Annotated in this window: 16 protein-coding genes; 8 read left to right on the top strand and 8 right to left on the bottom strand. The window is 59.2% G+C overall.

From position 1 onward, the window contains the following. The first annotated feature begins 120 nt into the window (after nucleotides 1-120). Together quiC and QLG10_RS06995 are read left to right on the top strand one after the other, a co-directional pair. On the top strand, nucleotides 121-2,022 hold the full coding sequence (gene quiC, locus QLG10_RS06990; RefSeq protein WP_110750981.1) for a 3-dehydroshikimate dehydratase QuiC: 1,902 nt from the start codon (nucleotides 121-123) through the stop codon (nucleotides 2,020-2,022). Between the two features lie 102 nt (nucleotides 2,023-2,124). After that, nucleotides 2,125-2,802: a TetR family transcriptional regulator gene (locus tag QLG10_RS06995; RefSeq protein WP_110750983.1), complete on the top strand. Its 678-nt coding sequence runs from the start codon at nucleotides 2,125-2,127 to the stop codon at nucleotides 2,800-2,802. Between the two features lie 94 nt (nucleotides 2,803-2,896). Here QLG10_RS06995 and QLG10_RS07000 read toward each other — a convergent pair whose 3' ends face one another. From QLG10_RS07000 to QLG10_RS07010, 3 genes are all read right to left on the bottom strand, one after another. Continuing rightward, complete coding sequence (locus QLG10_RS07000; RefSeq protein ID WP_110750985.1) at nucleotides 2,897-3,751, bottom strand: shikimate dehydrogenase; 855 nt, start codon at nucleotides 3,749-3,751, stop codon at nucleotides 2,897-2,899. Beyond that, entirely contained in the window at nucleotides 3,748-4,197 is a 450-nt protein-coding gene (gene aroQ, locus QLG10_RS07005) for a type II 3-dehydroquinate dehydratase (RefSeq protein ID WP_008066078.1), read from the bottom strand. The genes QLG10_RS07000 and aroQ overlap by 4 nt, the downstream gene beginning before the upstream one ends. A gap of 203 nt (nucleotides 4,198-4,400) precedes the next feature. After that, nucleotides 4,401-5,312, bottom strand: coding sequence for a LysR family transcriptional regulator (locus QLG10_RS07010; protein ID WP_188264346.1), 912 nt, complete (start codon nucleotides 5,310-5,312; stop codon nucleotides 4,401-4,403). 105 nt (nucleotides 5,313-5,417) lie between these two features. Between QLG10_RS07010 and QLG10_RS07015 the strand changes: the two genes are divergently transcribed. Further along, nucleotides 5,418-5,624, top strand: a complete 207-nt coding sequence (locus QLG10_RS07015) for a 4-oxalocrotonate tautomerase family protein (RefSeq protein WP_008066080.1) — start codon at nucleotides 5,418-5,420, stop codon at nucleotides 5,622-5,624. 315 nt (nucleotides 5,625-5,939) lie between these two features. Here the strand turns inward: QLG10_RS07015 and trmA are convergent, their stop codons facing one another. Beyond that, nucleotides 5,940-7,019 (bottom strand): tRNA (uridine(54)-C5)-methyltransferase TrmA, encoded by a 1,080-nt coding sequence (gene trmA / locus QLG10_RS07020; protein WP_282486387.1) that lies wholly within the window; start codon nucleotides 7,017-7,019, stop codon nucleotides 5,940-5,942. Then, complete coding sequence (locus QLG10_RS07025) at nucleotides 7,016-8,311, bottom strand: NCS2 family permease (RefSeq protein ID WP_110750990.1); 1,296 nt, start codon at nucleotides 8,309-8,311, stop codon at nucleotides 7,016-7,018. The genes trmA and QLG10_RS07025 overlap by 4 nt, the downstream gene beginning before the upstream one ends. A 241-nt stretch (nucleotides 8,312-8,552) precedes the next feature. Here QLG10_RS07025 and QLG10_RS07030 point away from each other — a divergent pair, with 241 nt between their 5' ends. After that, a complete protein-coding gene (locus QLG10_RS07030) occupies nucleotides 8,553-8,981 on the top strand; it encodes a DUF4879 domain-containing protein (protein WP_223194126.1) in 429 nt (142 codons plus the stop codon). A gap of 68 nt (nucleotides 8,982-9,049) precedes the next feature. Further along, entirely contained in the window at nucleotides 9,050-9,601 is a 552-nt protein-coding gene (locus QLG10_RS07035) for a DJ-1 family glyoxalase III (RefSeq protein ID WP_282486389.1), read from the top strand. 6 nt (nucleotides 9,602-9,607) lie between these two features. Here QLG10_RS07035 and QLG10_RS07040 read toward each other — a convergent pair whose 3' ends face one another. Next, complete coding sequence (locus QLG10_RS07040) at nucleotides 9,608-10,846, bottom strand: MFS transporter (RefSeq protein WP_110750996.1); 1,239 nt, start codon at nucleotides 10,844-10,846, stop codon at nucleotides 9,608-9,610. Between the two features lie 400 nt (nucleotides 10,847-11,246). On the opposite strand from QLG10_RS07040, the gene QLG10_RS07045 reads away from it, so the two are divergent. The 3 genes from QLG10_RS07045 to QLG10_RS07055 are packed head-to-tail and all read left to right on the top strand — an operon-like array spanning nucleotide 11,247 to nucleotide 13,919. Next, the gene (locus QLG10_RS07045; protein WP_110750998.1) at nucleotides 11,247-12,683 is read left to right on the top strand and encodes a cytochrome ubiquinol oxidase subunit I; all 1,437 of its coding nucleotides are present in this window, start codon (nucleotides 11,247-11,249) and stop codon (nucleotides 12,681-12,683) included. 3 nt (nucleotides 12,684-12,686) lie between these two features. Continuing rightward, nucleotides 12,687-13,694: a cytochrome d ubiquinol oxidase subunit II gene (cydB, locus tag QLG10_RS07050; protein WP_110751000.1), complete on the top strand. Its 1,008-nt coding sequence runs from the start codon at nucleotides 12,687-12,689 to the stop codon at nucleotides 13,692-13,694. Nucleotides 13,695-13,751: 57 nt separating this feature from the next. Next, entirely contained in the window at nucleotides 13,752-13,919 is a 168-nt protein-coding gene (locus QLG10_RS07055; RefSeq protein ID WP_110751002.1) for a DUF2474 domain-containing protein, read from the top strand. A 75-nt stretch (nucleotides 13,920-13,994) separates the two neighbouring features. On the opposite strand, the gene QLG10_RS07060 is transcribed toward QLG10_RS07055, so the two are convergent. Together QLG10_RS07060 and QLG10_RS07065 are read right to left on the bottom strand one after the other, a co-directional pair. Further along, the gene (locus QLG10_RS07060) at nucleotides 13,995-15,119 is read right to left on the bottom strand and encodes a methyltransferase (protein WP_188264343.1); all 1,125 of its coding nucleotides are present in this window, start codon (nucleotides 15,117-15,119) and stop codon (nucleotides 13,995-13,997) included. A 165-nt stretch (nucleotides 15,120-15,284) separates the two neighbouring features. Continuing rightward, on the bottom strand, nucleotides 15,285-16,016 hold the full coding sequence (locus QLG10_RS07065) for an autoinducer binding domain-containing protein (protein ID WP_188264342.1): 732 nt from the start codon (nucleotides 16,014-16,016) through the stop codon (nucleotides 15,285-15,287). Nucleotides 16,017-16,347: the final 331 nt, after the last annotated feature.

Genomic DNA, 16,347 nt, shown 5'->3' on the forward strand with positions numbered 1-16,347 from the left:
AGGAGCCCGGCTTACCGGCAGTGGCATCCGCCAGATCGCCATCGCCGGTAAGCCGGGTTGCTACAGGGATTGTATGCAGTGCCCCTAACAAGATTGCCTCCACCACCGGGAGTCGAAAAAATGCAGCGTTCCATTGCCACCGTGTCCTTGAGCGGTACCCTGCCGGAAAAACTCGAAGCCATTGCCGCCGCCGGTTTCGATGGCGTCGAGATTTTCGAGAACGACCTTCTCTACTACGACGGCAGCCCGCGGGAAATTAAACAGATGTGTGCCGATCTCGGGATCGCCATTACCCTGTTTCAACCGTTTCGGGATTTCGAAGGCTGCCGCCGTGATCGCTTGTCACGCAATCTGGAGCGGGCCGAGCGCAAGTTCGACCTGATGCAGGAGCTGGGCACCGACCTGGTGCTGGTGTGCAGCAACGCCTCGGCCGATGCCATCGGTGATGAGCAGGTTTTAGTCGATGATTTGCGTCTGCTGGCTGAACGCGCTGGCGCGCGCGGTCTGCGCATCGGTTACGAAGCGCTGGCTTGGGGCCGTCACGTGAACACCTGCCAGCAAGTCTGGAACATCGTCCGTCAGGCCGATCACCCGAGCCTCGGCGTGTTGCTCGACAGTTTCCATACGCTGTCGCTCAAGGGCGATCCGAGCGCTATCGCCGAGATTCCCGGCGACAAGATTTTCTTCGTGCAAATGGCCGATGCACCGATCCTGGCCATGGATGTGCTTGAGTGGAGCCGGCATTTCCGTTGCTTCCCGGGCCAGGGTGAATTCGATTTGCCTGGTTTCCTCGCGCCGATCATCAAGAGTGGCTACACCGGGCCATTGTCGCTGGAGATCTTCAACGACGGTTTCCGCGCCGCACCGCCACGGGCCAACGCCGCTGACGGTTTGCGCTCGTTGTTGTACCTGGAAGAGAAAACCCGCGAACGCCTGGCCCAGGACGCCAAGCCTGTCGCCAACCCCGACATCCTGTTCGAGACACCGAAGGCCAGCGAATACAACGGCATTGAGTTTCTCGAGTTTGCCGTGGACGAAAGCCTCGGCGCCAAGCTCTCCCATTGGCTGGAGCGGCTGGGTTTCGTCAAGGCCGGGCAGCATCGCTCCAAGAGCGTCAGCCTGCTGCGCCAGGGCGATATCAACCTGATCCTCAACTCGGAACCTTACTCGTTCGGCCACAGTTTCTTCGAGGCGCACGGACCATCGCTGTGCGCCACTGCCGTGCGAGTCAAGGACAGTGCCAGCGCGCTGGCCCGGGCGGTGGCCTACAAAGGCCAGCCGTATCGCGGACTGGTCGGCCCTAATGAACTGGAACTGGCCGCCGTGCGCGCGCCGGATGGCAGCCTGATTTACCTCGTCGATCAAGACGCCGATGTCTATGGGACCGACTTCAACCTGCAGCCGGCCGCGGTGAGCAGCGGCGGCCTCAAGCGCATCGACCACATGGCCATGGCGCTGCCCGCCGACAGCCTCGACAGTTGGGTGCTGTTCTACAAGAGCCTGCTGGACTTCGAGGCTGACGACGAAGTGGTGCTGCCCGATCCTTATGGTCTGGTGAAGAGCCGCGCCCTGCGCAGCCGCGACAGTTCGATCCGTCTGCCGCTGAATATTTCCGAAAACCGCAACACCGCCATTTCACACGCGTTGTCGAGTTATCGCGGTTCCGGCGTGCACCACATCGCGTTTGATTGCGACGACATCTTTGCCGAAGTCAGTCGGGCGAAAGCGGCAGGCGTGCCGCTGTTGGATATTCCGCTCAACTACTACGATGACCTGGCGGCACGCTTCGATTTCGATGACGAATTCCTTAGCGAACTGGCCTATTACAACGTGCTGTACGACCGTGATGCCCAGGGCGGTGAACTGTTCCACGTGTACACCGAGCCGTTCGAGGGGCGTTTTTTCTTCGAGATCATTCAGCGCAAGAACGGTTATGCCGGTTACGGTGCGGCCAACGTGGCGGTACGCCTGGCGGCCATGGCCAAATCCCGTAGCGGTGCCGTGCGTCAGGCAAAGTTGTAGGAAAATCGTAACTACGCCGACAAACCGCTGCCGCACGGCTTCCTTCACTGTGCGGCGCGGCTCATAATCGCCAGCCTGTGCAGTGATGGCCGTGAGCCCGCAATGACAATGACTTCAGAACTCTCCGCAGCAACTGATCAACCGATTGCCGAGCCGCGCAAGAGTCGCAAGAACAACCCGGAGAAAACCCGGGAGAACATTTTGCAAGAAGCGATAGTCGAGTTCGTTCAGCAAGGGCTGTCCGGGGCTCGCGTCGATGCCATCGCCGAGCGCATCCACACGTCAAAGCGCATGATCTATTACTACTTCGGCAGTAAGGAACAGCTCTACGTCGAGGTGCTGGAGAAACTCTACGGCGATATCCGCAGCACCGAAAATCGCCTGCACCTGGCGGAGTTGGCTCCGGTGGAGGCGATTCGGCGTCTGGTGGAGTTCACCTTCGATCACCATGATCGCAATGTCGATTTCGTGCGTATCGTCAGCATCGAGAACATTCACAACGCCGAATTCGTGAAACGCTCCGATGCGATCAAGGCGATGAACAACACCATCCTCGATTCACTGGGCGAGATCCTGCGTCGTGGTGCCGAACAGGGGTTGTTCCGCACCGGCCTCGATCCGCTGGATGTGCATTTGCTGATCAGTTCGTTCTGCTTCTATCGCGTGTCGAACCGCCACACCTTTGGCGAGATCTTCCAGATCGACTTGCCGGACGAAAGCATCAAGCAGCGTCATCGGGAGATGATTTGCGAGTCGGTTCTGAGATACCTGCAGGCGTAATCAAGCTGGGTGAATCTCCTTTGTAGGAGCCGGCTTGCTGGCGATAGCGTCTGTATGATCGCCATCGCCGGCAAGCCGGCTCCTACAAATTGCATCATCCATTCATGCTCTGAAAGTGTTCCAGCATCCGCTGCGCATCCGGCACCACGCCGCTGAACAATTCGAACGCCTTTACCGCCTGGAACACGGCCATGTTCCCGCCATCGAGCGTACGGCAACCCAGTGCGCGGGCATTGCGCAGCAGTTCGGTTTCCAGCGGGAAGTAAACAATCTCCGCCACCCACAATTGAGCCCGAAGCAACTCGACCGGCACCGGCATGCCTGGCAGTTTTTTCATGCCCATGGGCGTGGTATTGACCAGGCCATCAGCCTCGGCCAGGGTCAGTGCCAAATCATGGCCGGCTACTGCGCGGTTACTGCCGAAATGCTGGTTGAGATTGTCAGCCAGGCTCTGCGCGCGACTGATTTCCACATCGAAAATACTCAGTTGTCGTACGCCTTCGCTCAGCAACGCGTGGGCCACGGCCGCGCCAGCGCCGCCGGCGCCCATTTGTACGACGCGCTCAACGGCAACGCCCTGCAAACCACGGCGAAAACCTTCGGCAAACCCCAGGCAATCGGTGTTGTGGCCGATGCGCTTGCCGTCCTTCAGCACCACGGTGTTCACCGCGCCAATGCCCCGGGCTTCTGGCGATAACTCGTCGAGCAGCGGGATGATCGCCTGCTTGCACGGAAAGGTGATGTTCAGGCCGGTGAAGTTCATGCGCTCGGCGGCCGTCAACAGGTCGGGCAGGGCGTTGCTGTCGAGTTGCAGCTGATCGAGGTCGATCAGTCGATAGAGATAACGCATGCCCTGGGCATCGCCCTCGTGCTCGTGCAGCGCCGGGGTACGGGACGCCTGGATACCGGCACCGATCAGTCCGGCCAATACCGTTTGGTGTTGGTTCATGCTGCTTGCCCCTTCAGACGCTGGCTGAAATGCTCCAGGGCCAGGCGATAGCCATGGCTGCCGAAGCCAGCCATTACCGCCGTGGCAATGGCCGAGACGAAGGAGTGATGACGGAAAGGCTCGCGGGCGTGAACGTTGGACAGGTGCACTTCGATCACCGGCAGTTCGCTGGCGACCAGTGCGTCGCGGATCGCCACCGAGGTGTGCGTCCAGGCGGCGGGATTGATCACGATCCCGGCACAACGGCCGCGGGCAGCATGAATCCAGTCGAGCAGTTCGCCTTCGTGGTTGGTCTGGCGAAACTCCACCGCCAGGCCGAACTCTTCGGCGGCTCGGCCGCACAGCGCGGAAACATCTGCCAGGGTTTCATGGCCATAGGTCGCCGGTTCGCGGGTGCCAAGCAGGTTCAGATTCGGGCCGTTGAGTACCAGAATGATAGGGGGCATCAGTGTTCTCCACATATTATTTTTGGCATTGGCCGACGTTTCAGCCTGTGGAGATAAAATGTACCAGATGGTTAATATGGTCAATTGGACAGCCCGCTGGTGGGCGTAATGTGTGCGGTGATCGGACAGAAAAGATCGCAGCCTGCCGTAGCTCCCCTATTTGAAACCCGTTCCCTGGAGGAGCCGCCCCAGGCTGCGATCTTTTAACGAGGCAAATGCTCGACCAGGAAATCAATGAAAGCCCGTAACCGCAGGGGCATATGGCGACTTTGCGGGTAGAGAAGGGTAAACGGCCGCGAACGCCCCCCATAAGGTTTGAGCACTTCCACCAGCGAGCCATCGGCCAATTCCTTCTCGACGATAAAGCGATAGGTCTGAAACAACCCTGCACCATGTTTCGCCAGGGTGACGCCACCCAACACATCGTCGGAACAAACGAAGTTGCCATCGGCCAAAATCTCCCGTTGCACGCCGTTGTCGCTGAACAACCAGGCAATGCGTCGGCCACTGCTGGGCAGTTCGTACTGAATGCATTCGTGCTGTTGCAGGTCCTCGAGGGTTTGCGGCGTACCGGCACGCTTGAGGTATTCAGGGCTGGCAATCATCACCAGCGCGGCGTCTTCCAGTTGCCGGGCGATCAGGCCGGAATCGGGAATCGCGCGCACGCGAATCGCCATGTCATAGCCTTCACCAACGAAATCGATGTTGCGGTTACTGATGTGCGACTCGACCTTCACCGCCGGAAAACGCGCGCGAAAGGCAGGTAGCAACGGCAGGATACGGTGGTGGGCATAGGTGGTCGGTATACTGATGCGCAGGGTGCCTGACGGTACCTGTTGCTGGCCCATGACTTCGCGCTGGGCTTCTACCAGTTGCGCCAATGCCTGGCGGCATTCTTCGTAGTAGCGCCGACCACTGTCGGTCAGGTTGACGCTGCGAGTGGTGCGCGCAAACAGCCGCACGCCCAGGCGTTCTTCCATGCGCGACACCGATCGGCTCACCGCGGCAGGCGTGACCCCTGCCACCAGCGCTGCGGCGGTGAAGCTGCCAGCTTCGGCAGCCAGGCAAAACAGCTCGATGCTGCCCAGTTGAAGATCGTCGAATTGTCGCTGCATGATTGATTACACCGGGGATCAAATGAAGTCTGTGAATCAGTATTTATCAAATGCCCGTACGCAGATACAGTCAGCCTAACTTAATCAGCGAGCAGGAGAAGCAGCATGCCTTTTGTCAGCGTACGCATCACCCGTGACGGCGTAACCCGGGAGCAGAAAGCCCAAGTCATCGCCGAGATCACCGAGACCTTGCAGCGCGTACTCGGCAAGCCGCCGGAGCTGACCCACATCGTGATCGAGGAAGTCGATACCGATAACTGGGGGTATAAGGGGATTACCACGACTGAGTATCGAAAAAACCTGCCGGGATGATTACAGCGAAAAACAAAAGGCCGTCTGAACGACGGCTTTTTTGTGGGTGTGATGGCAGCAATGCTTACGATTTTATCGGGGCTGTTGTGGGTACAGGGCGCTGCCGAGCGCTAGTCCGGCCGTTACCTTCCTTGCCCCTTGTCCGGCGGTAAGCTTCGAAGATGGCAGTGGCGTCTTGCTGCCCGTGGTGAATTACCCTGAGTTCGATAGTTTCGAAGTAGAGGATTTCGCAGGCCACGCAAGGTCGATGTCGTCGTTTGAACGGGCACAAAAAAGCCGTCGTGATGACGGCTGATTTGTTTGTGACCTGTGCAATCACCGGCGGGTCAACAACACCCCGGATTCCATGTGATGCGTCCACGGGAACTGGTCGAACATCGCGCATCGGGTGATGCGGTGGGTGTCGTGCAGTTGGGCGATGTTGTCCGCCAGGGTTTGCGGGTTGCAGGAAATGTACAGGATGTTGTCGAAGCGTCGGGTCAGCTCGCAGGTGTCCGGGTCCATGCCGGCACGGGGCGGGTCGACGAAGACACTGCCGAACTCATAGCTCTTGAGGTCGATGCCGTGCAGGCGGCGGAACGGCCGCACTTCATTCAGCGCTTCGGTCAGTTCTTCGGCAGACAGGCGCACCAGGGTGACGTTATCCACAGCGTTTTCGCTGAGGTTGCTCAGCGCCGCATTGACCGAGGTCTTGCTGATTTCGGTCGCCAGCACTTTGCGCACGCGGGTGGCGAGCGGCAGGGTGAAGTTGCCATTGCCGCAATACAGTTCCAGCAAATCGTCCGCGCGATCACCCAGCGCGTCGTATGCCCAGTTGAGCATCTTCTGGTTCACGGTGCCGTTTGGCTGGGTGAAGGCACCTTCGGGCTGGCGATAGCTGAAGGTGCGGCCGCCGACTTCAAGTTTCTCGACGACGTAATCGTGACCAATGACTTCGCGCTTGCCCTTCGACCGGCCAATCAGGCTGACGTTGAGCTCGGCAGCCAGTTTCGAGGCCGCTGTGTGCCAATGCTCGTCCAGCGGGCGGTGGTAGCACAGGGTGATCATCGCATCGCCGGCCAGAGTGGTCAGGAACTCCACCTGAAACAGCTTGTGACTCAGGGCGGCACTGGTTTGCCACGCGGCCTTGAGCTGCGGCATCAACTGATTGATGCGTTGGCTGGCGATCGGGAATTGTTCGATCAGGATCGGTGTGCGCTTGTCTTCCTGGGAAAACATCGCGTAGTGACGCTCACCGGCTTCGCGCCACAGGCGGAACTCGGCGCGCAGGCGGAAATTCTGCAGCGGCGAGTCGAAGACGACCGGCTCCGGTGCATCGAATGGCGCCAGCAGGTCACGCAAGCGCGTGACCTTGTCTTCGAGCTGGACGGCGTAGGCCTGGGAATCAAAAGTCATGCGTTGAACCAACCGAGCTTGATCACGAACAGAATCGACAGGATCACCAGCGCCGGATTCAGCTCACGGCCCCGACCGGACATCAGCTTGATGGCGGTCCAGGCAATGAAACCGAAGGCGATGCCATTGGCAATGGAATAAGTAAACGGCATGGCCAGCGCGGTGATGACGACCGGCGCGGCGACGGTGATGTCGTCCCAGTCTATTTCGGCCAGGCCAGATGTCATCAGTACGGCGACGAACAGCAGTGCCGGTGCCGTGGCGAACGCGGGAACGCTGGCCGCCAGCGGCGAGAAGAACAGCGCCAGCAGGAACAGGATTGCCACGACGACGGCAGTCAGGCCAGTGCGGCCACCCGCACTCACGCCAGCAGCGGATTCAATGTAACTGGTCGTGGTCGAGGTGCCCAGCAGGGAGCCGGCCATCGCGGCGGTACTGTCGGCGATCAGCGCGCGGCCCATTTTCGGCATGTGGCCGTCCTTGCCCATCAACCCGGCGCGCTTGGCGACGCCGATCAGGGTGCCGGAGTTGTCGAACAGGTCGACGAACAGGAAGGCGAAGATCACGCTGACCAGACCGATGTCCAGTGCGCCCTTGATGTCCAGTTGCAGGAAAGTCGGAGCCAGCGACGGCGGCATCGACATCACGCCGCCGAACGGCGTGAAGCCCATCACGATGGACACAATGGTCACTACCAGAATGCCGATCAGCACTGCGCCACGCACCGCGAGGGCTTCAAGGGCAACGATGAGGGCGAAGCCGAGGGTGGCGAGGATCGGTGCCGGTTGTTTCAGGTCGCCAAGGCCGACCATGGTCGCCGGGTTGCTGACGACGATGCCGGCGTTGTGCAGGGCGATAAGCGCCAGGAACAGGCCGATACCGGCGGCAATGGCCGAGCGCAAAGGCAGCGGGATACTGTTGATGATCCATTCCCGGATGCGGAAGATCGACAGCAGGAAGAAACACACGGCCGAGATGAACACCGCCCCCAGCGCCACTTGCCAGGTATGGCCCATGTGCAGGACCACGGTGTAGGTGAAAAAGGCGTTCAGGCCCATGCCCGGTGCGAGTGCGATCGGGTAATTGGCGATCAGGCCCATGGTTGTGGAGCCGATGGCTGCGGCCAGACAGGTGGCGACGAACACCGCGCCCTTGTCCATGCCAGTCTCGCCGAGGATGCTCGGGTTGACGAATAGAATGTAGGCCATGGCCAAAAAGGTCGTGACGCCCGCCAGAATCTCGGTCCGCACGTTGGTGTTGTGTGCCTTGAGTTGAAACAGCCTTTCCAGCATGTCTGCTCCCCGTGGCGCGCCCGGCGCCGTGAATGTATCGACCTCAACAGCAAAGCACAGACCGCTGAACGCGCCTGGGAAATTACTGTGGGCCGGAAAAAGCCGCGCATCATACCAGCAGCTTGGGGTTATGGCTGCTTATGGCGGTGATCGTCGTCGATGTTTTGCGTTTAATCCAAACCAGCCATACTGCGCGCTGGTTTTTTGTGGTGGTAACGGGATGACAAAACGTCTGGAAATCATGTCCGGTGTCTTGCTGGTGTTGTCGCTGGTGGCACACCCCGCGACAGCGGCATCGGCGCCGCCGTTGACCGAGGTGAAGGTGCTTAAGGTCGAGTCGCCAGTCTGTGGTTTTGAGACGATTGACAAAGGGCAGGCACAGACCCGCTGCAACCACGCGGGCCCGAACATCAGGATCTACGTACTGGAAGTGGGCTACGGGCGCAGCCAGCCCCACGTCGCGCTGGATGGTTTCGAAGTGGATGGAACCCGCACACCGGTCTGTGCCTATGACAACGGCAACCTGACCGACTGCTCGCAAAGGACCAAGGTCGTCGGCAACCTGTACATTTTCAATCTGGCGGGTAAGCAGGAGGGTACGTTCACCTTCAGCAACACCTCGATCAACGCACCGGGCAACACAATGTCGACCCAGCTTTACATCAAGTAACGACAGGGGCCCGAACAAGTGTCAGGAAAGCTGACTACGCTTTAGGAACCATTCCGTGGATCGTTCCCATGACTTTTCGAGCCTTGATTACCCTCGCCGAGGGCGCTGATGACCTGCAGACAGTGACCTTGATCGATGTATTGCGCCGCGCCAAGGTCGAGGTGGTGGTCGCCAGCATCGAAGGGCGGCGCATGCTCACCTGCGCAAGAGGCACGCGCTTGACGTGCGATGCGATGCTGGTGGATTTGCTGGCCCAGCCGTTCGACCTGATCGTCCTGCCTGGCGGTGCCGTAGGGGCGCAACATCTGAGCGCCCATCAACCCCTGCAACAACTGATCAAGGACCAGGCCGCGGCGGGGCGCCTGTTCGCCGGTATTGCCGAAGCGCCTGCGGCAGTACTGCAAACCTTCGGCGTGATGCGCCAGCGACGCATGACATGCCTGCCGTCGGCCAGCCATCAACTCTCGGGTTGCACCTTCGTCGATCAACCGGTGGTGGTCGACGGCAACTGCATCACAGCCCAAGGCTCGGGTGGCGCTTTGGCATTTGCCCTGACGCTGCTGGAGCAGCTGTGCGGCAAAGCCACGCGGGCGATGGTGGCGGGGGAGTTGTTGGTGTAAAGAGCCTCAGGCCTTCACCTCTTCCACCGGAACATGCATCCGGTCGCGGTTGGCCAGGGTCGGGAATAGCTTGATCCAGGTCCCTGTCACCACCAACGTACCGATACCGCCCATGACCACTGCCGGCACGGTGCCGAACCAGTGGGCGGTCAGGCCGGATTCGAATTCGCCCAACTGGTTTGAAGCGCCGATGAACAGGCCATTCACGGCGCTCACCCGGCCGCGCATTTCGTCTGGGGTTTCCAGTTGCACGAAGGATGCGCGGATCACCATGCTGATCATGTCGGCGGCGCCCAGCACCACCAGGACGGCGAGGGAAAACCAGAACGAGGTCGACAGGCCGAAGGCGATCGTCGCCACGCCGAACACGCCCACAGCGGTGAACATTACCCGCCCGACATTGCGTTCCACCGCAAACCGCGCCAGGAACAGCGACATCAGCAACGCGCCCACCGCCGGTGCCGATCGCAACAGGCCCAACCCCCAGGGCCCGGTCAACAGAATGTCCTTGGCAAACACCGGCAGCAACGCGGTCGCACCTCCCAGCAGGACCGCGAACAGGTCAAGGGAAATGGCCCCGAGAATGTCCGGGCGACTGCGGATGAAACGGATACCTGCCAACAGTGAGTCCAAAGTGGCCTTGCCCTTGTTCAGGGGCGTTTGCCGGGCGGGCAGGTTGAGCATCAGCGCGCAGGCAATGATGTACAGGATCACCGTCGGGCCGTACACCCATACGCTGCCGAAGGCGTAGAGCAAACCACCGAGTGCCGGGGCGACGATGGTTGCCGATTGCTGGGCCGATTGCGCGGCGGCCACGGCGCGGGGGAACAGTGCACTGGGCACGATGCTTGGCAGCAAGGCTTGAGTGGTCGGCATTTCGAAGGAACGTGCGGCGCCGAGCAGGAACGCGAGGATGAAGATCATTTCCCGGGTGACATGGTCGGTAGCGCTGCCGATCGCCAGTGACAGGGCGATCAGCGCTTGCAGCGACTGGCAGATGGCCGCGACCTTGCGTCGATCGTAGCGATCGGCGACATGCCCGGTGTGCAGCATGAATAGCACCCGCGGTGCGAACTCCACGAGCCCGACCAGGCCCAGGTCAAGTACGTTGCCGGTCAGTTGGTAGAGGTTCCAGCCAATGGCCACGGTGAGCATCTGAAAGCCGCTGGCGGTAAAGACCCGGGCTAGCCAGAAGGCGATGAAAGGGCGATGGCGACGTAACAGCAAGGGCTCTTGGCTCGGCATTTGAAGGCAAGTCTTGGAAGGGAAAAGGCGAGGTTATCACCAAGCTGTAACAGGAAGTTGCCATGGGAAAAAAATTCGTTAGCCAAGCATCGATTTCGCCAGCCGTTTGCCAACGGCTCCTTGGACATTCATTTCAATCTGTTTCTGAAGCCGTGAGGCAACTTGTCACGCGGCAAAAGACCACGCGGGTCAACCTCGCAAATGGGACTACTCTTTCATCGTTGCTTGATCCAGATCAAAACCCACAAAAGGAATTGATCCGGCGGCCGGTTGGCCAGACTCCCTGCGTTGTGATGCGTGCAAAAAAAGAACAAATAGAGATTCGCCACACTCCATATCCGTGGGGGCCGTGGGTGCAGGCTTCGAGCCCGCAGCCGTACTACCTGACAGAGGAAGACTTATGTTCGGTTTAGAGGCACTTGATCTCGCCCGAATTCAGTTCGCGTTCACTATCTCGTTCCACATCCTGTTCCCAGCCATCACCATCGGCCTGGCGAGTTACCTGGCGGTACTCGAAGGCTTGTGGCTGAAAACCCATAACGACACCTACCGCGACCTCTACCATTTCTGGTCGAAGATCTTTGCCGTCAATTTCGGCATGGGTGTGGTCTCGGGACTGGTCATGGCCTATCAGTTCGGCACCAACTGGAGCCGTTTCTCGGACTTCGCCGGCTCGGTGACCGGGCCGCTGCTGACCTATGAAGTGCTTACGGCTTTCTTCCTCGAAGCCGGATTCCTCGGCGTCATGCTGTTCGGCTGGAACAAGGTCGGGCGCGGCTTGCACTTCTTCGCCACGGTCATGGTTGCCATCGGCACGCTGATCTCGACCTTCTGGATCCTCGCCTCCAACAGCTGGATGCAGACCCCGCAGGGCTTTGAAATCGTCAATGGCCAGGTCATTCCGACCGACTGGCTGGCGGTGATCTTCAACCCGTCTTTCCCTTATCGCCTGATGCACATGGCCACGGCGGCCTTCGTTGCGACAGCATTCTTCGTCGGCTCCTCGGCGGCCTGGCACCTGTTGCGCGGCAAGGACAACCCGGCAATCCGCAAGATGCTGTCCATGGCGATGTGGATGGCACTGATCGTCGCGCCGATCCAGGCCGTTATAGGGGACTTCCATGGTCTCAACACACTGAAACATCAGCCGGCAAAAATCGCTGCGATCGAGGGGCACTGGGAGAACCACGGAAACGAGGCGACTCCGCTGATCCTGTTCGGCTGGCCGGACATGAAAGAGGAGAAAACCAAGTTCGCCGTCGAGATTCCGTACCTGGGCAGCCTGATCCTGACTCACTCGCTGGACAAGCAGGTGCCGGCGCTCAAGGAGTTTCCACCCGAGGACCGACCGAATTCGACCATCGTGTTCTGGTCGTTCCGGATCATGGTCGGCCTGGGGTTCCTGATGATCTTCACCGGTCTGTGGAGCCTGTGGTTGCGTAAACGCGACACGCTCTACACCTCGCGGCCGTTCCTTTACCTGGCGTTGTGGATGGGGCCGTCCGGCCTGATTGCGATCCTCGCGGGCTGGTTCACCACTGAAATCGGCCGTCAGCCTTGGGTCGTCTACGGATTGATGCGCACGGCGGATGCGTCGTCAAACCATAGCGTGATGCAGATGAGCATCACCCTGATCCTGTTCGTCGTGGTGTATTTCGCCCTGTTCGGTGCCGGCCTCGGCTACATGATGCGCCTGGTGCGCAAGGGGCCGAAGATCGACGAAGGCAAGGAAACCACTGAAGGTGGCCCCGGCAAGAAACGCACACCCGCCCGACCTTTGTCCGCAGCCGACGACGAGCAAGTCGACGCCGACCCCATCGTGACCAAGGAGATTTGAATCATGGGTATTGATCTTCCGCTGATCTGGGCCGTGATCATCATCTTCGGCATCATGATGTACGTGGTCATGGATGGATTTGACCTGGGCATCGGCATTCTCTTTCCGTTCATACCCGGCAAGACCGACCGCGACGTTATGATGAACACCGTGGCCCCGGTCTGGGACGGCAACGAAACCTGGCTGGTACTGGGTGGTGCGGCATTGTTCGGGGCTTTCCCGCTGGCCTATTCGGTGGTGCTCTCAGCATTGTATCTACCGCTGATTTTCATGCTGATCGGGCTGATTTTCCGCGGCGTGGCGTTCGAGTTTCGCTTCAAGGCCAAGGATGACAAGCGTCACCTGTGGGACAAGGCGTTCATCGGTGGCTCGATTGCCGCAACGTTCTTCCAGGGTGTTGCACTGGGGGCATTCATCGATGGCTTGCCGGTGGTAAACCGGCAGTTTGCCGGCGGCTCGCTGGATTGGCTGACACCCTTCACCCTGTTTTGCGGCGCTGCACTGGTGGTGGCGTATGCGCTACTGGGTTGTACCTGGCTGATCATGAAGACAGAGGGCAAGTTGCAGGAACAGATGCACGACTTGGCGCGACCCTTGGCGTTCGTGTTGTTGGCGGTGATCGGTATCGTCAGCATCTGGACCCCTCTGGCCCACGCCGAGATCGCTGCCCGCTGGTTTACCTTGCCCAACCTGTTCTGGTTCCTGCCCGTGCCGATCCTGGTACTGGTGACGCTTTATGGCCTGATCCGTGCCGTGGCCCGCAACGCGCACTACACGCCATTCCTGCTGACACTGGTGCTGATCTTTCTCGGCTACAGCGGCCTGGGAATCAGCCTGTGGCCGAACATCGTGCCGCCGTCGATCTCCATCTGGGACGCTGCGGCACCACCGCAAAGCCAAGGCTTCATGCTGGTGGGCACGTTGTTCATCATCCCGTTCATCCTGGGTTACACCTTCTGGAGCTATTACGTGTTCCGCGGCAAGGTTACCCATGAAGACGGATACCACTAGTCACGCACCCGCGTTGGCGTCGGCCACGGCGCCATCGATCGCAAGGAGATCGCAGCAATGACCGGTAAACATTCCCTGCGCGACATTGAGCAAGCCGAAAAAAAACCGCTGTGGCAGCGGCTCGGCTGGTTGGCCATGATCTGGGCTGGCAGCGTCGGTGCGCTGTTCATTGTGGCCAGCCTGATGCGGATGTTCATGAACGCCGCAGGCCTTAGCACTCACTGAAACAATCGACATCCCATCGCGCAGCCTCCAGGTTCGCAATTAAACCCTCCCGAGCTGGAGGGTTTTTCTTGCGCGTTATTTGCGCGCCTTGAGGATCACGAATTTCGGGGTGGCTGCCACTTGCTCGACCCCGCGGAACAACCGCGCCAATTTGCTGTGATAGCCCAAATGACGGTTGCCGACGATGTACAGCGCTCCGCCCACCACCAGCGCCTCCCGGGCCTGCTGGAACATCCGCCAGGCGAGGAAGTCGCCGACGACCTGTTGTTGGTGGAACGGTGGATTGCACAGCACCACATCCAGCGACTGGGGCTCCTGCCCCGCCAGGCCATCGCCAGCCCGCACGATCACTTCCCGCTCACCCAGCGTGGCGCGCCAGTTTTCGGCGGCCGATTGCACTGCCATGAAGGATTCGTCTACCAGCGTGTAGTGCGCTTGCGGGTTTTGCAGGGCACTGGCGATGGCTAGCACGCCGTTACCGCAACCGAGATCGGCGACCCTTGCGCTGCCGAGGTTCTTCGGCAAATGCGGCAAGAAGGCTCGCGTGCCGATGTCCAGGCCTTCACGGCAGAACACGTTGGCATGATTGATCAGTTCGATCGCAGGCTCATCGAGTCGATAGCGGGTCGGGTAGGGGGATACGACGGTGGCTTTGGCTTGAGACGTGGCGATCAGCAGACGGGCTTTCTTTACCGCCAGCGAAGCTTGCACCGGGCCGATGTAGCGTTCGAGCAGATCACCGGCTGCGCGCGGCAGGTGCTTGATCATTGCCCCGGCAATCACCTGGGCGCCCGGAGCCAATTGGCCTTGCAGGCGGATCAGTTGTTCTTCCAGTAATGCCAGGGTCTTCGGCACCCGGAGCAGGACCCTGTCGAATGGCCCGGTGAAAGGTTCGCTGGCCGGTACGTGAGGCACAGCGTCAAACGCCTGGCCATTACGGGCCAGGTTCTTTTCCAGGCCCTGCAAGGCCAGGAACGAATCGCCGCTGCTGGTCACATTGACCTTGCCTGCCAGGCTGACGGCCAATGCACCAAAACTGTCGTTCAGCACGAGCACCCGCGTAGTCGCCGTGGGCAGTTGTTCAGCCAGGTGATTGAGCAGGTACTCATCTGCAGCATCAAAGGCTTGCAGTGGTTCGTTTTGCTGTTCGGGCTGGCGGATCAGGTCGAGCTGGGCGAACGGGGTTTCGAGCAAGGGCATCGGGCAGGAGACTCTGATAGATGGACAAAGATGTTCCGCGGCCCTGAGGCGTTGTTGCGGGTGGGATCCTGCGAGTGAACTGCGACATGACTTTCTACACGTCATCACTCAAGGGGGATGCAAATGTTACGTTTTTTTCTTTTGGATTACTCGCAGGTTTTGTGATCAGCGCATCGCACCGCTGCCGAGATAACCGGCCTTGACCGCGGCAATGACGGCTGAAATCTTGTTATTGACACCCAGTTTGTCAATCGCACTGCGCACATGGAAATTGATGGTACGCGCACTGAGATTGAGGATCCTGGCGCTCTCTTCGGCCGTCTTTCCATCGGCGGCAAGTTTCAGTACGTCAATTTCCCGCAGCGACAAATGTGCGGCAGCCGGTTTTGGGCCCCGCTTGGGAAGCGTTTGTGCAACCAATGCGTGCAGATGCCGGGCGATGAAGACGGAAAAGCCCAGCATCTCGTACAGCTCAAATGCACTGATTGGACAATGACTCCTGGCCAGGCTCAGGATGCTGCACAAACCGCTTTCATCGTCATGCACCGATTGCGACCAGCCGTGCTGGATTCCATGCAACCCGAGTGCTTCCCACATCGAAGGGATCTTGGAAAAAAGCTCTTCACTCCAAAGGATGGGCAGCATACTTTGATTGCAATGAGCCACTACTGGGTCAACGTCTCGGAGTTGTTTCTGTTCATATTCGTTATTCCAGCTTGCGGGGTAATTATTGAGTTTCAGTGTATTTAGTTGATCCGGTTTGGTTGTATAAGTAGCTGAAAATTCGAAAAATTTATATCCAATGTTTTTCGCGAAGCTGAGTGCCCCTTGGTAAGCGATGTCGACCTCTGTTGCGCTGGCTATCTGTCTGAGCTGTGATTCCTTCCACCGTTCCATTGTTCAACTCCAAAGCATATTGGTTCGAATGCTGGATCCAAGATTCAAGGTCCAAGGAGCGCAGTGTAGGATGTTTCTTACGGAGTTGTGAGAACTTTTTGGTTTTTGGATTGGGTTATAACATCGGATATAGTTCTAAAATGGTATTGGAGTGGCAAGTGGTTATTAAATGTCGATGTTAATATAGTGGCGTTTTGGCTGGTGATCATTAACTGGTTAGTTAGGGGGTGGATAAAGTGGCTGGCATATAGTCGCATTCGATAACGCGTACGCTAAAGACACCACAAATCGCCGGTGTTTCTGGCGGCCACTTTGCGAGACACTGCGACTA

The organism is Pseudomonas sp. V98_8 (assembly GCF_029967975.1).
GTDB lineage: Bacteria > Pseudomonadota > Gammaproteobacteria > Pseudomonadales > Pseudomonadaceae > Aquipseudomonas > Aquipseudomonas umsongensis.

What these genes read in the sequence shown, in the direction of transcription:
- quiC (WP_110750981.1), top strand. Translation starts at nt 121, where the DNA reads ATGCAGCGTTCCATTGCCACCGTGTCCTTGAGCGGTACCCTGCCGGAA.
- QLG10_RS06995 (WP_110750983.1), top strand. Translation starts at nt 2,125, where the DNA reads ATGACAATGACTTCAGAACTCTCCGCAGCAACTGATCAACCGATTGCC.
- QLG10_RS07000 (WP_110750985.1), bottom strand. Translation starts at nt 3,751, where the DNA reads ATGAACCAACACCAAACGGTATTGGCCGGACTGATCGGTGCCGGTATC.
- aroQ (WP_008066078.1), bottom strand. Translation starts at nt 4,197, where the DNA reads ATGCCCCCTATCATTCTGGTACTCAACGGCCCGAATCTGAACCTGCTT.
- QLG10_RS07010 (WP_188264346.1), bottom strand. Translation starts at nt 5,312, where the DNA reads ATGCAGCGACAATTCGACGATCTTCAACTGGGCAGCATCGAGCTGTTT.
- QLG10_RS07015 (WP_008066080.1), top strand. Translation starts at nt 5,418, where the DNA reads ATGCCTTTTGTCAGCGTACGCATCACCCGTGACGGCGTAACCCGGGAG.
- trmA (WP_282486387.1), bottom strand. Translation starts at nt 7,019, where the DNA reads ATGACTTTTGATTCCCAGGCCTACGCCGTCCAGCTCGAAGACAAGGTC.
- QLG10_RS07025 (WP_110750990.1), bottom strand. Translation starts at nt 8,311, where the DNA reads ATGCTGGAAAGGCTGTTTCAACTCAAGGCACACAACACCAACGTGCGG.
- QLG10_RS07030 (WP_223194126.1), top strand. Translation starts at nt 8,553, where the DNA reads ATGTCCGGTGTCTTGCTGGTGTTGTCGCTGGTGGCACACCCCGCGACA.
- QLG10_RS07035 (WP_282486389.1), top strand. Translation starts at nt 9,050, where the DNA reads ATGACTTTTCGAGCCTTGATTACCCTCGCCGAGGGCGCTGATGACCTG.
- QLG10_RS07040 (WP_110750996.1), bottom strand. Translation starts at nt 10,846, where the DNA reads ATGCCGAGCCAAGAGCCCTTGCTGTTACGTCGCCATCGCCCTTTCATC.
- QLG10_RS07045 (WP_110750998.1), top strand. Translation starts at nt 11,247, where the DNA reads ATGTTCGGTTTAGAGGCACTTGATCTCGCCCGAATTCAGTTCGCGTTC.
- cydB (WP_110751000.1), top strand. Translation starts at nt 12,687, where the DNA reads ATGGGTATTGATCTTCCGCTGATCTGGGCCGTGATCATCATCTTCGGC.
- QLG10_RS07055 (WP_110751002.1), top strand. Translation starts at nt 13,752, where the DNA reads ATGACCGGTAAACATTCCCTGCGCGACATTGAGCAAGCCGAAAAAAAA.
- QLG10_RS07060 (WP_188264343.1), bottom strand. Translation starts at nt 15,119, where the DNA reads ATGCCCTTGCTCGAAACCCCGTTCGCCCAGCTCGACCTGATCCGCCAG.
- QLG10_RS07065 (WP_188264342.1), bottom strand. Translation starts at nt 16,016, where the DNA reads ATGGAACGGTGGAAGGAATCACAGCTCAGACAGATAGCCAGCGCAACA.